This is a genomic window from Microbacterium rhizosphaerae, assembly GCF_034120055.1.
GTDB lineage: Bacteria > Actinomycetota > Actinomycetes > Actinomycetales > Microbacteriaceae > Microbacterium > Microbacterium rhizosphaerae.
The window spans coordinates 4015951-4029489 of record NZ_CP139368.1 but is presented as its reverse complement, the minus strand read 5'-3'; the positions used below and the strand labels follow the sequence as shown (position 1 = coordinate 4029489).

Annotated in this window: 14 protein-coding genes; 13 read left to right on the top strand and 1 reads right to left on the bottom strand. The window is 65.5% G+C overall.

Annotated elements, in window-relative coordinates:
• Nucleotides 1–59 precede the first annotated feature (59 nt).
• The 5 genes from SM116_RS18285 to SM116_RS18265 all read left to right on the top strand — a co-directional run bounded on the left by SM116_RS18285 (nt 60) and on the right by SM116_RS18265 (nt 4878).
• Nucleotides 60–947, top strand: coding sequence for an NAD(P)-dependent oxidoreductase (locus tag SM116_RS18285; protein WP_320942395.1), 888 nt, complete (start codon nt 60–62; stop codon nt 945–947).
• Between the two features lie 132 nt (nt 948–1079).
• Nucleotides 1080–2537: an aldehyde dehydrogenase family protein gene (locus SM116_RS18280; protein WP_320942394.1), complete on the top strand. Its 1458-nt coding sequence runs from the start codon at nt 1080–1082 to the stop codon at nt 2535–2537.
• A gap of 30 nt (nt 2538–2567) precedes the next feature.
• Nucleotides 2568–3695: an alcohol dehydrogenase catalytic domain-containing protein gene (locus tag SM116_RS18275; RefSeq protein ID WP_320942393.1), complete on the top strand. Its 1128-nt coding sequence runs from the start codon at nt 2568–2570 to the stop codon at nt 3693–3695.
• 17 nt (nt 3696–3712) lie between these two features.
• Complete coding sequence (locus SM116_RS18270) at nt 3713–4447, top strand: SDR family oxidoreductase (protein ID WP_320942392.1); 735 nt, start codon at nt 3713–3715, stop codon at nt 4445–4447.
• A gap of 47 nt (nt 4448–4494) precedes the next feature.
• A complete protein-coding gene (locus SM116_RS18265; RefSeq protein ID WP_320942391.1) occupies nt 4495–4878 on the top strand; it encodes a nuclear transport factor 2 family protein in 384 nt (127 codons plus the stop codon).
• Between the two features lie 50 nt (nt 4879–4928).
• On the opposite strand, the gene SM116_RS18260 is transcribed toward SM116_RS18265, so the two are convergent.
• Nucleotides 4929–5600 carry a GntR family transcriptional regulator gene (locus SM116_RS18260; RefSeq protein WP_320942390.1) on the bottom strand — a complete coding sequence of 224 codons (672 nt, stop codon included), beginning with the start codon at nt 5598–5600 and terminating at the stop codon, nt 4929–4931.
• A 79-nt stretch (nt 5601–5679) separates the two neighbouring features.
• On the opposite strand from SM116_RS18260, the gene SM116_RS18255 reads away from it, so the two are divergent.
• The 8 genes from SM116_RS18255 to SM116_RS18220 all read left to right on the top strand — a co-directional run bounded on the left by SM116_RS18255 (nt 5680) and on the right by SM116_RS18220 (nt 13228).
• Entirely contained in the window at nt 5680–6132 is a 453-nt protein-coding gene (locus SM116_RS18255) for a GFA family protein (RefSeq protein WP_320942389.1), read from the top strand.
• Between the two features lie 77 nt (nt 6133–6209).
• Nucleotides 6210–7493 (top strand): glutamate-cysteine ligase family protein, encoded by a 1284-nt coding sequence (locus SM116_RS18250; RefSeq protein ID WP_320942388.1) that lies wholly within the window; start codon nt 6210–6212, stop codon nt 7491–7493.
• Between the two features lie 74 nt (nt 7494–7567).
• Nucleotides 7568–9097 (top strand): APC family permease, encoded by a 1530-nt coding sequence (locus SM116_RS18245; protein WP_320942387.1) that lies wholly within the window; start codon nt 7568–7570, stop codon nt 9095–9097.
• Nucleotides 9098–9169: 72 nt separating this feature from the next.
• Nucleotides 9170–9547, top strand: a complete 378-nt coding sequence (locus tag SM116_RS18240; protein WP_320942386.1) for a carboxymuconolactone decarboxylase family protein — start codon at nt 9170–9172, stop codon at nt 9545–9547.
• Between the two features lie 28 nt (nt 9548–9575).
• Complete coding sequence (locus tag SM116_RS18235; protein WP_320942385.1) at nt 9576–10790, top strand: alpha/beta fold hydrolase; 1215 nt, start codon at nt 9576–9578, stop codon at nt 10788–10790.
• Between the two features lie 62 nt (nt 10791–10852).
• On the top strand, nt 10853–11560 hold the full coding sequence (locus SM116_RS18230) for a FadR/GntR family transcriptional regulator (RefSeq protein ID WP_320942384.1): 708 nt from the start codon (nt 10853–10855) through the stop codon (nt 11558–11560).
• 88 nt (nt 11561–11648) lie between these two features.
• Nucleotides 11649–11867, top strand: coding sequence for a hypothetical protein (locus SM116_RS18225; RefSeq protein ID WP_320942383.1), 219 nt, complete (start codon nt 11649–11651; stop codon nt 11865–11867).
• Between the two features lie 86 nt (nt 11868–11953).
• The gene (locus tag SM116_RS18220) at nt 11954–13228 is read left to right on the top strand and encodes an ATP-binding protein (protein WP_320942382.1); all 1275 of its coding nucleotides are present in this window, start codon (nt 11954–11956) and stop codon (nt 13226–13228) included.
• The last annotated feature ends 311 nt before the right edge of the window (nt 13229–13539 follow it).

Below are 13539 nucleotides of genomic sequence, written 5' to 3'. Positions count from 1 at the left end.
AGAGACACGCGCGTATAGTATTACGGTAATACAAGAGCTTCCGAGAGAACGGCTGTCGTATGGGTGTGCTTTTCGTGGGTCTGGGAACCATGGGCCAGCCGATGGTGAAGAGGCTGAGCTCGTCTTTCGAGGTGACTGTCTACGACATCGACGGCGACGCACGCCGTCGAGTGGCCGCGGAGCTCGGCGTTCCCGAGCTGCCCGATCTCGGAGATGTGCCTGCGTCCATCGACACCGTGGTGTTGATGCTTCCGAACTCGACCATCACAGAATCCGTTCTGACGGGCGCTTCCCGATTGCTGAACCGAATTCCGGCCGGCGGACTCATCATCGACATGACCTCCTCCGAGCCCGCGAGTACGCGTTCGCTCGCCCGCGTGGCGGCGAGTCGGGGCGTTGCCTACGTGGATGCGCCAGTGTCGGGTGGCCGACGACGCGCAGAGTCCGGTGAGCTCGCGATCATGGTGGGCGCGGACGACTCCGCGTATCTACGGGCACATCCGATCCTGGAGACGATGGGTGCTCGGATCGTCCATGTGGGAGGCCCGGGAGCGGGTGGTGCTGCCAAGGCGCTGAACAACCTGTTGTCGGCGACCCACATCGCCGCCGCAAGTGAGGTCCTCACGGCCGCCGCGAAGCTCGGTATCGACCCCGCCATCATGCTCGAAGTCCTCAACTCCTCAACCGGGCGCAGCCAGGCGACAGAGGTCAAGTTCCCAGAGTTCGTGCTCTCGGGATCGTTCGCATCCGGGTTCGGAATGGACCTGATGCTGAAGGATCTCGGAATCGCTCGGAGGATCAGTGAGGAGGCCGGCGTGTACATGCCCGTCACCGGCCTTGCGCGCGAGATCACGGAGAACGCTCGCGAAGGGCTCGAGGGATCACCGGATCACACGGAGGTCGTCCGGTACTACGAAGCCCGCAACGGCGTCACGCTTCGCGCGTGAGCGCGAATCGTTGAGTTCGACGGACTTGTTGCAGCCCAACGAGATTACCGTATTATGGTATTAGACGAGGACTGCAGCGGTAGCGGCCCCTCCCGAGCTGCGGTGCAGTCGAACCGATGACAGGAGTCAGACATGGATGTTTCCCCGGTGACGACACGTGAGCGACTCGACTTCGGCGCTCCGTACGGGATGCTCATCGACGGTGAGATCGTTCCCGCCGCCACCACCTTCGAGGTGCTCAATCCGGCCACGAACAGGCCGTTCGCCGACGCGCCCCGCGGGAGCGCTGAGGACATGAACCGAGCCATTGCGGCAGCGAAGGGCGCGTTCCCGGCGTGGGCGGCGCTCAGTGCCGCCGAGCGCGAGGCATACATGGTGGCGCTCTACGACGCGCTCGAAGAGAACAAGGAGGAGTTCATCACTCTCCTGTCGCTCGAGCAGGGTAAGCCTCGCCACAACCAGGCGACCTTCGAGGTCAACCTCGCGAACCCCTGGATTCCGAAGACAGCGGCGTCGCGTCTGGAGACCGTCGTCCTCGAAGAGGATGAGGAGCGGCGTGTTGAGCTGCGGCGGTCGCCGCTGGGCGTCGTCGGCGCGATCATCCCCTGGAACTACCCGTACCTCCACGTGCTTTGGAAGTCGGTGCCAGCCATGATCACCGGCAACACCGTTGTCCTGAAGCCGTCCCCGTATACCCCGCTGTGCGCACTCCGCATTGGTGAACTCGCCGCACAGATCCTCCCGGCGGGCGTCCTGAACATCGTGACCGGTGGTAACGAGCTCGGCCCGGTGCTGACGGAATCGCCTGACGTCGACATGATCACCTTCACCGGATCCACGGCGACGGGTTCGAAGATCATGGCCGCGGCCGCCGGCACCGTCAAGCGGGTCACCCTGGAGATGGGTGGCAACGACCCGGCGATTCTGCTCCCCGACGTGGACTGGAAGGCCGCGGTGCCGAAGGTGTTCGCTGCGGCGCTCGGCAACTCCGGACAATGGTGCATCGCCGCCAAGCGCGTCTACGTGCACAACTCATTCCACGAGGACTTCGTGGCCGCCTTCGTGGAGTACGCGAAGACCCAGTCCGTCGGCGACGGCATGAATCCCACCAGCGACCTCGGTCCGATCAACAACCGAATGCAGTACGAGAAGATCCGCGAACTCCTCGAGGACACCAGGGCCAACGGCTATCGGGTGCCGCTGGGCGGCTCCGTCGATGACAGCCGCGAGGGGAACTTCGTGCCGATCACCGTCGTGGACAACCCGCCGGAGAACAGCCGCATCGTCCAGGAGGAGCAGTTCGGTCCGATCGTCCCGATCATCGCCTACGAGGACGTCGACGATGTCGTCGCACGCGCGAACGCGACCGTGTTCGGGCTGGGGGCGACGGTTTGGGGGAGTGACCTCGATCGGGCGCTCGAGATCGCAGACCGTATCGATTCCGGGAACGTCTGGGTAAACGAGGGGCAGAGCCACCCGCTGAACGCGCCGTTCGGTGGCCACAAGCAGTCGGGGCTCAGCGTGGAACACGGCAATGAGGGCCTCGCTTCGCACACGAACAACAAGACCGTTGTCATCCGCAAGAAGTAGCTCGCGGTCAGGAAAGGCGGAGGTGTACCCGTGAAGGCAAGGGCGGCCGTGCTGGGCGTCATAGGGGCGGACAGGCCATGGGAGCAGACGCGCCCGATCGAGATCCGCCAGATCGACCTCGAGGCCCCGCGCCCGGGTGAGGTGCTGGTGCGGATGGAGGCCGCCGGCGTGTGCCATTCCGACCTGTCTCGAGTGTCGGGAGTGCGCGAGTGCCACGTGCCGATGGTTCTCGGCCACGAGGGCTGCGGGATCGTGGAGCATGTCGGTGCCGATGTCACCGGCGTGTCAGTCGGCGACAAGGTCACCTTGACGTTCATGCCGCGGTGCGGTGAGTGCGCCTCCTGCCTGGCACCAGGGTGGCGGCTGTGTGAGCGTGGGCTCGCGGCGAACGCGGCTGGAGAGATGCTCAGCGGTGGACGCAGAATCGCTCTCGACGGCATGCCGATCGATCACCACGGAGGGGTCTCGGCCTTCGCCGAGTACGCCGTCGTCGATCAGCACTCCGTCGTCGTCCTTCCCCACGAGATCCCCTCAGATGTCGGTGCCCTCCTCGGGTGTGCGGTGCTCACGGGCGGCGGCGCGGTCATCAACGCAGCTCGGGCCCGTGCCGGCCAATCGGTGGCCATCGTCGGCTTGGGCGGAGTCGGCTTGGCCGCGGCACTCGTGGCGCGTGCCATCGGTGCGCACGTGACGGCGATCGACACCAATCCGGCCAAGCTGACCGCCGCGACGGAACTGGTGGCGGATGATGCGTTCCTTCCGGATGAAGCCATCGATGCGGGCAAGCGTTTCGACGTCGTGGTCGAGTGTGTGGGCCATCCCGCGGCCCTTGCGTCCGCTGTTTCGCTCACCGGTGTCGGGGGAACGACCGTCACGGTGGGTCTTTCGCGGCCCGGGTCTACGGTCGCGGTCGACTCCCTGGCGCTGGTCACTGAGGCTCGCTCTCTGGTCGGGTCGTATATGGGGTCGGGCGTGCCGGCCACGGATATCCAGCGCTATGCGGAGATGTATCTCGACGGCACGCTGCCCGTGGAGCGACTCATCACGGGCTCGACGTGTCTCGAGGATCTGAACGTGGCCATGGACCGTCTCCAGGACGGTCTGGAAATCCGACAGATCGTTCGGTTCGAACCCGCAACGTCCGGAGGCGAGGAGTGAGCGAGTTCGGGGACGACGTGGTCATCGTCACGGGAGCCGCCAGCGGCATCGGCCGGGCCGCGGCCGAACTGATGCATTCGCGCGGTGCACGCGTGGTCATCGCCGATATCAACGGCGACGCGGCGAGTAACGTCGCGGCAAACCTGGGGGAAGGCGCGCTGGCCACCGCCGTCGACGTCTCCAACAGTGCTTCCGTGGCGTCCATGGTCGCGGTGACCGTCGAGCATTTCGGAGGCATCGATGTGCTGTGCAACAACGCGGGCTTCGGACACAGGGGCACAGTCGTGACGACCGACGAAGCCGACTGGGATCTGCTGATGGCCGTCAACCTCAAAGGCGTCTTCCTGTGCTCGAAGCACGCGATGCCCTATCTTGTCGCTTCCGGTCGCGGCCGTATCGTGAACACCAGCTCGTACACCGCACTCGTCGGCATCCCCGATCGGGCAGCATATGTCGCCTCCAAAGGCGCGATCAGCTCGCTCACCCGAGCGATGGCGATCGACCACGTTTCGGGCAACGTCCGAGTCAACGCCGTCGCGCCGGGGACCGTCTCGTCTCCGCTCATCGACGGCGTGATCGCTGCCGCAGCAGATCCGACCGCGACACGTTCGGAGTTCAACCAGCGCGCCCCGATGAACCGGATGGGGGCGCCGAGCGAAATCGCAGAGGCCATCGCCTGGCTCGCGTCAGATCGCTCCAGCTTTGCAACCGGCTCCGTCCTCACCATCGACGGCGGAAGCTCCGCCTGGTGAACCGCCCGTCCATACCCCAACCATCCACGAGACAGAAAGACACTGCTATGCCGAATATCAAGGTTGTTCCCACCTCCGATTACGACGCGGTCGTTGCCACCGTGCAGAAGTATGTCGACGGTCTGCGCATCGGCAACGCCGGGGATGTGGCCCGCGCGTTCCACGAGGACGCCGTCATGTACGGGTTCACGAATGGGCAGCTCCTCGGTGGAACCATCCAGAACCTGTACACCTTCGTCGACGAGAACGGCGACGCGCCCGAGATCGCAACTCGGCTCGACGTCATCGGCATCACCCCGACCACCGCGGTCGTCCGTGTGGACATGGAGTCCGACGCCATCGGAGCCGACTACACCGACTTCCACACCCTCCTCAAGCAGGACGGCGAGTGGAAGGTCATCGCGAAGGTGTACCACCAGTACGACAACTGAGCCCCCTCACCGAGTGCGCCGCCCCGAACCAGGGGCGGCGCACAGTGAGCTCAGCCGACGGGAGCGGACCGCAGGTGGGCGACGTGCTGCTTCGCGATCCCAGCGGCGCTCTCGACATGTGCGATCGATGCGGCGACAGCCGCTTCCGGGTCCGAGGCCTCGATCGCGTCGACGATGGCGCGGATCTCCGCGAGCATGTGCGGGGTCCGATCTGGGGTTCCTAGAGTGATGTAGCGAAGTTGCGCGATTCGGGCTTGTACGTTGGCGAGCATCTCCCCGATGATCGGGTTGCCGCTCGCTTCGATGAGCGCGTCATAGAACTTGTTCTTCTCGACGATCAGGTCTGCGACCGACTCCTGCGCAGCGTGATCATGAAGATGCTCATACGCTCGCCGAAGCCCATCCACGCCTTCGAGCGATGCCGATTCGGCGGCCAGGCGACATGCTGCAGACTCCAGTGCCGCACGCACCTGGTACAGGTGCACGACATCGTCATACGTCAACCCGCGGACCTTCGGGCCGACGTTGGGCACGATCTCCACGAGCTGCTCGGACTCGAGCTGGCGAAGAGCCTCGCGCACGACCGTGCGGCTCACCCCGTATGTGGCTTCCAAGTTCTTCTCGATGAGACGATCGCCGGCGGTGTACTGCCCCTCGATGATGTCCTCACGAAGCCGTGCCACGAGTTGCGTTCGCAACGGCGCTGCCTCCCGCTGAAGCATGGACACATGGTCTCCCCTCTTCGAAACTAAACATATGCTACTACTCAATGACCGTAGTACCGTAGTATTGTAATCCTGGGTGGATGTCACGCCCCACAATCAAGGGAGATCACCAGTGAAACTCGAAGGTCACTGCCTCTGCGGAAACGTGCAGTATGCGGCAGACACCGAAGTCCAATTCACGGCTGTGTGCCACTGTACGGACTGTCAGCGACAGACCGGCGCCGCCGTTTCGCTCGTCATCGGCATCGATGATGACGCGCTGACGATCGAAGGCGATTCGCTGAAGACCTTCATCACGCGAGGCGAAGACCACAAGAGCAACACGAATCGCTCGTTCTGCGGCAACTGCGGGTCGCCGATCATCAGCCGGATCGACGCGATGCCCGGGCTCGTCTTCGTCAAGGCCGGAACGCTGAACGACACCTCCTGGCTGCAGCCGACATCTGAGCTGTGGCACCGGTCAGCCCAGCCCTGGGTGCCGCACATCCCCGGAGCCGAAATCTTCGAACGCGGGATCCCCGTCGACTGAGATCGGTCTTCCTGAGTGCCCCACCTGCGACTTCGCAGCGGGGGCACTCGCCTTTCCTTCGAGGAGACGAGCACCCAATGATGACGGATGCGATGAAGACCGAACAAGGCCCGGCCACGAACGACGAGCGTACGCTCGGCGTCGAGGATTCCGCTCTGACGGTCGCGTCCGCACTCGGCCACATTGACCGCCTCTTCACTCCGACACATGCCCACACCGTCGGGGTGGAGATCGAAATGTTCCTCCAGCCCGAAGGGGTGCGAGAACCGCCGGCGTTCGGTGTCGCCGCCGCCGTGTCCCACGAATTGCAGGATCACCTCAGCGGTCGGCTGACGTTCGAACCGGGCGGCCAGATCGAACTGAGCTCGAACCCCGCAGCCGACCTGCAATCGCTGGCGGACGAGGTGGACTGCGACCTGCGCCGGCTTGCGCACGGACTTGGACGAGTGGGGCTCCAGGCGACGACGCGACGAGACACCGACGCGCCGCTGCCTGACCGCGTGTTGCACAACCCGCGGTACGACGCGATGGAGCGCTATTTCCTGCCCTGGAACCCGTACGGGCTCGAGATGATGCGCGCCACCGCTGCGCTGCAGGTGAATGTCGATGTCGGCGCCACCGCCTCCGAGGTCGCCGACCGGTGGACGCTTCTCTATGCGATCGGCCCGGCACTCGTCGCCGCCTTCGGGAACTCGCCGTCCGCAGCCAGGGAGGGCGGCTGGAAGAGCCGACGCTTGCGGTCCTGGCTCGGGTTGGACCCCGCCCGCACGGCGACGCCGACCCTCGATGGCAGGCACGCCGGCCCAGCAGGATACGCGCAATGGGCGCTTGATGCGCCACTCATGCTCACGCAAATGGATGGACACGACTGGCTCGCCCCGCGCGACGTCAGCTTCCGCGACTGGATCCTCCGGGGAACCGAAGTGGTCGACCGCAGGTGCCCCGCCCGGCTCGCCGACCTCGACCTGCACCTCACGACCTTGTTTCCCTTCGTCAGACCGAAGGGGTACTTCGAAGTCAGGTACCTCGACATGCCGCCGGGGCACTGGTGGATCGTACCGACCGCCGTGATCCACGCGGTCATCTCCGGCCCTCGCGCTGCGGACGCGGCGCGCGCCATCTGCGAAGGAACCGAGGATCTCTGGCGGTCAGCGGCTCACTATGGGCTCCAAGACAGGCGACTGCGGCGGGCTGCGGAGGAGCTGCTCGAGCTATCGATCGAGAACCTGCAGGAAACGCCCGGTGCTCGTCGTGTCGCGGCTCGAATCGATCGCTACCGCGAGCGCTGGACGTCTCGAGGATTGAGCCCCGCCGACCTTTGCGGGGCCAGCGAGAATTGGCTCTTCCCCCAGCAACCGTAATATCGTAGTATCGCAATGCGGTAATACCGTATGTCGACACCCCAAGGGCGGGGTGCGAACCGAAAGGCGGAAACATGGTCACCAACCCGAGCGCGCCAGCGCAGGTGAGCACGATGACAGGCGGGGTCGACGCGGGTGCGGGCGACGACCGACTCGCGAAAGGAAACGTCTCTCTCACGGAGGTCCTCTTCGTTTCGATCGCCGCAATGGGGCCCGCGTCCGGCGCCGCATACGCGATCACCTCCGGAAGCGGCTTCGCCGGAGGATCTCTTCCTCTGGGCGTCCTGATCGCTCTCGTCGGCTGTCTCCTGGTGGCCGTAGCCATCGGGCAGCTCGCGAAGCATATGGCGACGGCGGGCGGCCTGGCCTCCTACGTGGGCAAGGCGATCCACAGCGGGATCGGGTTCGTGACCGCGTGGGTCTATCCATTCGTCTACATCTGCGCAGGCCCTTACCTGTGCCTGGTGTTCGGAAATCTGATTGCAAGCACCATCTTTCCCAAGGCCGAAGGCCCCGGCTACACGCTCACCTGGATCGTCGCCACGGCCGTGTGCATGGCGGTCGCCTTCACGCTGAACTACTTCGGTGTGAAATTCGGCACCAACGTCGTGGTCATCCTCGGCATCTTCGAGATCGCGGTGTTCGTCATCCTCGCGATCGTCCTGATCGTTGCGGCTGGCCCGAACAACACCCTGCAGGTCTTCACCCCGGCGGATGCGGACGCCAACGGCTTCCACGGAATGTCCGGCGTCGTCGCGGGCTCGATCTACGGATTCCTCGCGTTCATCGGCTTTGAAGCGGCCGCACCGCTTGCCGCGGAGACCAAGCGTCCTCGCCGCAACATCCCGCGGGCCATCATCGGAGCGACCCTTCTCGTCGGTGTGTTCTACGTTCTCACCACGTACGCCATCACGGTCTACTTCGGTCCCGAGAAGATGGTCGACTTCCTGAGTTTCCAGGGTGGGAATGGCTGGCTGGCGATCTCCCAGAAGCTCTGGGGTCTCGGATGGATCGTGGTGCTCATCGCCCTCATGAATTCCTGCCTGGCGTGCGCTACCGGTGGTGGCATGGCCGCGTCCCGTTCTGTCTGGGCGATGGCTCACCACCGCACCATCCCGCACGTCTTTGCGCGGACGAACCCGCGCACGAAGTCTCCGACGCGCGCCGTGTTCCTCGTCTTCGGCATCGAAGCGGTACTGACGATCGTGGTCGCCGGCATCCTCGGTCCAGTGGAGGGGTATGTGATGTTCGGTGAGGTGCTGACCATCGCGATCCTCCCGATCTACCTGATCGCGGCGATCGCGTGCCCCATCTACTTCCTCCGCTTCCAGCGCAAGGATTTCCGGGTCTGGCTGCATGTGGTGATTCCTGTCGCCGGCGTACTGTTCCTCATCCCAGCATTCTTCGCCGGAGCGGGGATCCCGGTGTTCAGCTGGATCGCTCCGCTCACATTCCCGCTCAACCTCGCCGGACCCATCGTCGCCGTCTGGTATCTCGTCGGGGCAGGAGTCGCGATGTATCTCTGGCGCCGGCGCCGGGAGAGCCTCGTGGGCCTCGCGACCGACGGCGATCACGAGGACTCGGCGCTGGTTACGCAGAGCTGACCCAGACGGATCCCAACTCATCACCCGAGGGAGAAACGCATGACTGCTATCGCGCAGAGCTACATTGACGACATGGCCACCAGACGCGGGTACGTGCTCAACTATCACAAGGTGATGGCGGCAGCTGACTTCCCCGTTCTCCAGGCCGCGAACCACGTCGTGAATGCGGCGTACCTCGACCAGCGTTCACTGGATCGGCGGACCAAGGAACTCCTCTTCATCGTCAGTCTGACGGTCATGCGCGCCCCGCTGCCGCAGTTGCGCAGCCACATCCAAGTGGCGCTCGACCTCGGACTGACTCCGCAGGAGATTCTCGAAGCGATCGAGATCTCCCTTCCGGAGGCCGGAGTCGTCGCATTCCAGTGGGGGGTCGAGGCATGGCAGGACGTCGTGGGCATCAACCCCCTCGAACCGACGGTGGATGCACATAGTGGCAAGTCGGACGACTGAGGTCGACGACAGGGAGGCCGGCGTCGATATGGCGTTCGCAATCGATCGCAGTTCGTTGCTGGCGCGACTCGCCGGGGACGGCGAGTTCGCATCGTTGGCGGCCGGCTCGAACGTCGTCTTCGCGTTGGCCACCCCAGCAGCAACGTTGATCCAGATCCGGGTGCAGGATGGAAGACCCTTCGGAGGTGCGGGTGCGGACTTCACCGTCATCCTCGAAGAGGATGCGTGGATCTCGCTGCTGGCGGAACAGCCGACGCCGGGTACTCAGCACATCCTCGCCCACCTGGCACCGCGCGGCGCGGGGGAAGTCCGCGGCGACCATCTCGCCTTCGCGCAGCACATTCATCTCGTGCGCCGCACGGTGGAGGTGCTCGCAGGCAGGGCGGACGTGCCGCCGACGCCCGTGGATCTCTCCCTCGTCGAGGGGCGCTACGTGCGCGTCGACGTGGATGGATGGGGAACCTGCGACGTCTACGTCGAGTCGGTCGGGACCGGCCGGCCCATCGTGTTCCTGCACACCGCCGGCGCGGACAGCACCCAGTTCCACGGACTGTTCTCCTTGGCCGACCGGTTCCCCGGACGCCGCCTGATCAGTTTCGACCTTCCCTGGCATGGCCGGTCCTCGCCGGCTCAGGCGCGGCGACTGCTCGACTACGAACTCACCAGCGAAACGTACGCCGGTTGCGTTGTAGCCGTGATCGCCGCGCTCGAGCTCGAGGAGCCGCCTGTGCTCGTGGGCGCATCCATGGCAGGCGCCGCCGTCGTAGAGGTCGCCGCGCGCCACCCCACGTCGATCGCGGCGGCCATCGGATGCCAGGTCGGTCCCCGGGTGGGCAACCGGCACAACGCGTGGCTCCGGAATCCGAAAGTGAACCAGGCGCTCTTCGTACCGGAGTGGACATTCGGACTGATGTCTCCGAACTCGCCGAAGGCTGACCGCGATCGAGTCTGGTGGGGTTACTCACAGGGCGGCTACGCGGTGTACGAACGTGACATCGTCTACTACACCACCTGTTGGGACATCGACAACGTGGCGCCGATGTTTGACGCGGCCACCCCGCCGGTCGTGCTCATGTCCGGCGCCTACGACTACACCGTCCCGCCGGCGGCGACAATGTCACTCGCCCAGCGTGTCCCCGGAGCGGTGTTCCACGAGATGCCGGAACTCGGACACTTCCCTCACGCGGAGAATCCTGTGGCGTTCGCGGAGCACCTCCGGTGGGCTCTGGCCACGTTCGAATGAGCTCGTTAAGGCGTCCCGCGGCGATTGGTCTGAAGACCGTTCCAATTCGATACCGTTAGCTCATGGACCTGGAGCTGACGAGTGGGCGGATCCCGCACAGCCTCGCCGCGTCGCTGCGTGCCCGCATTCACATGGGGGAGCTCCGGCCGGGCGAACGATTCTCCGCTGAACGAGAGCTCGCAGAACAGTTCGGTGTATCACGTGTCACCCTGCGAGAGGCGCTTCGTGTGCTGCAGAGTGAGGGCTACATCGAGGTTCGTCGAGGGCCGCACGGTGGCGCATACGTCACCGACCTGAGTGAGCCGGCGCAGGCCTGGCGGGATCGCATGATCGCCGAATCTGCCGCTTTGGACGAGTTGTTCGATTTGCGCATCGGAATCGAGATGGCCACGGCGCGGTTCGCGGCGCTCCGAAGCACACGCGACGATCACGAGATCATGCGGGAGGCGACCGATGCCCTGCGGAAAGTCTCGACTCAAGTGCAGTTCCGTGTCGCCGACTCTCAGTTCCACGCTGCAGTGGCAGCCGCGGCCCGGTCCGCTCGGTTGTCGGCCGCAGTTCGCCAGCTCCGTGGCGAACTGTTCACGCCGCTGGACATCCTCGATCTCGGAGTGACTCCAGAGGAGGATGCTGATCAGCACGAGGCGATACTGAGCGCCATCCAAACTCGAGACCCGGAGCGCGCAGAGACCTTGATGTGCGTACACATTGAGCGGACCCGAGCGACTTTCAAGGGGATATTGGCGATCGAAGCTGCGTCGCCGGAATAGCGGGGGCATGCGGAGCTCGCTCGAATCAGACCCGCCTCTCCCAGCACCGCACTCGTTGGGCGGGCAGGATCGCATCCAGTCCAACGCCATGGTTGTCAAAGATCGCATCGGTGTTCCCGTGCCGGCGGCGCTCCTCGACGAGCTGCTCGAGCTCAGCGATTTCCGCCGCGCCTACGAGGTCGACGGCATGGCACCGTCGGAGTTCGCCGACTTCGGCGCCGCGCGCACCACGCTTCGACAGCAGTTCCTCGACGCGGAGGCGCAGCTCGACGCGCTCGTGCGCGACGTCATCGTGCCCGCGACCTGAGGACCCGACTATCGTCGATGCGGAGACGTTGGGCCGGTGAAACCGCAGCCGCACGACGGAGCCGCACGACCGCGAGGGGGCCAGTCATGGCGAGGACGTACATCCGCGACTTCCACGGCGACGATCTCGACCAGATCGTGCGGCTGTGGGGCCAGGTCACCGGCGAGAACGAGTGGCCGATCTACTCGCTCGCCGAGGTGATCGCCTCCTGCCAGCAGGACTACGCCGTCGTCGCGATGCAGGGCGACGACCTCGTCGGAGCCGTGGTGGGACGCGCCGCCCACGCTCAGGGCTGGATCGTGTTCTTCGGTGTCGCGGATGCCGTCACGCCCGCCGAGGTGAGCACGGCACTTCTCGACGCGCTCGAGCGCCGGATGGCGCCGCTCGGCCTCGCGAAGCTCTCGGTGCTGATCCCCGAGGCGGACGGGCTCGACGCGTTCACCGCGAACGCCTTCGAGGTGCACCACTCCGTCCGCTACGTGGAGCGCGACATGCCCGTGCAGCGCCGCGAGATCGAGGCGCTGAAGGACGTCGGCGGTCGCATCCTTCCCCGCCATCTGTGGGAGCGCGTCGCCGGCATGGCGCACGAGAAGCAGCTGCTCGAGGAGCGCCTGGTCACACCGCTCTCGCGGCCCGAGCTCGCCGCGCGGTTCGGCGTCGTCCCGCCGCGGGCGGTCATGCTCTTCGGTCCGCCCGGCACCGGGAAGACGACGTTCGCGCGGGGCGTCGCATCCCGCCTCGGCTGGCCGTTCGTCGAGCTCTTCCCCTCCCGCCTCGCCGACTCTGCCGGAGGATTGGCGGGGGCGCTCCGCTCGGCCTTCGAGAAGATCGACGAGCTCGAGCACGCCGTGGTGTTCATCGACGAGGTCGAGGAGATCGCATCGCGCCGCGGCGGCATCCCGCCGTCGCCGACGCAGGGTGTCACGAACGAGCTGCTGAAGCTCGTCGCCGACTTCCGCGATCGCGAGGGGCGGCTGCTCATCTGCGCCACGAACTTCATCAGGGCGCTAGATGCCGCCTTTCTCCGCCACGGACGCTTCGACTACGTGATCCCGATCGGGCTCCCCGATGCCGACGCCCGCCGCGCCATCTGGGGACGCTACATCCCGCCCGAGTCGGCGCAAGGGATCGACCTCGACCGGCTCGTGTCCGACAGTGAGGGGCTGACGCCGGCCGACATCGAGTACGCGGCGCGGCGCGCATCGCAGGAGGCGCTCGCTCGCGCGCTGAGCGATGAGGATGCCGATTCCCTGCTGACGACCCACGACTACGAGCGCGCGCTCGGCAACACGCGCGCCACCGTGTCGCCGGAGGCGATCGACGAGTTCCACGCCGACATCGAGACGATCGCCCGCCTCTGAGCCAGGGGTGGGAGTCGCCTGCCCAGCGTCCGTGACCCCACGGTCTCCGGATTCCCGAATCGTTCGTTCCCACCGCATGATGTCAGTAACCTTGCCTGCGTCGCGCCGGAGGCTGCGGCCGGCCCATGCGGGGACCGCCGCCTGCACAACGATCATCGCGTCGCGAGTAGAGGAAGTACGCGCATGAACGGTGTCCTGCGAAAGTTGGGATGCGGGATTCGCGTGGGAACTGGGTGGGAAAGAACGAAACGAAATGTGATCGGCTGAGCACTCTCCAACCTGATCCAACGTGAACCGGAGGCCCGGCGAAC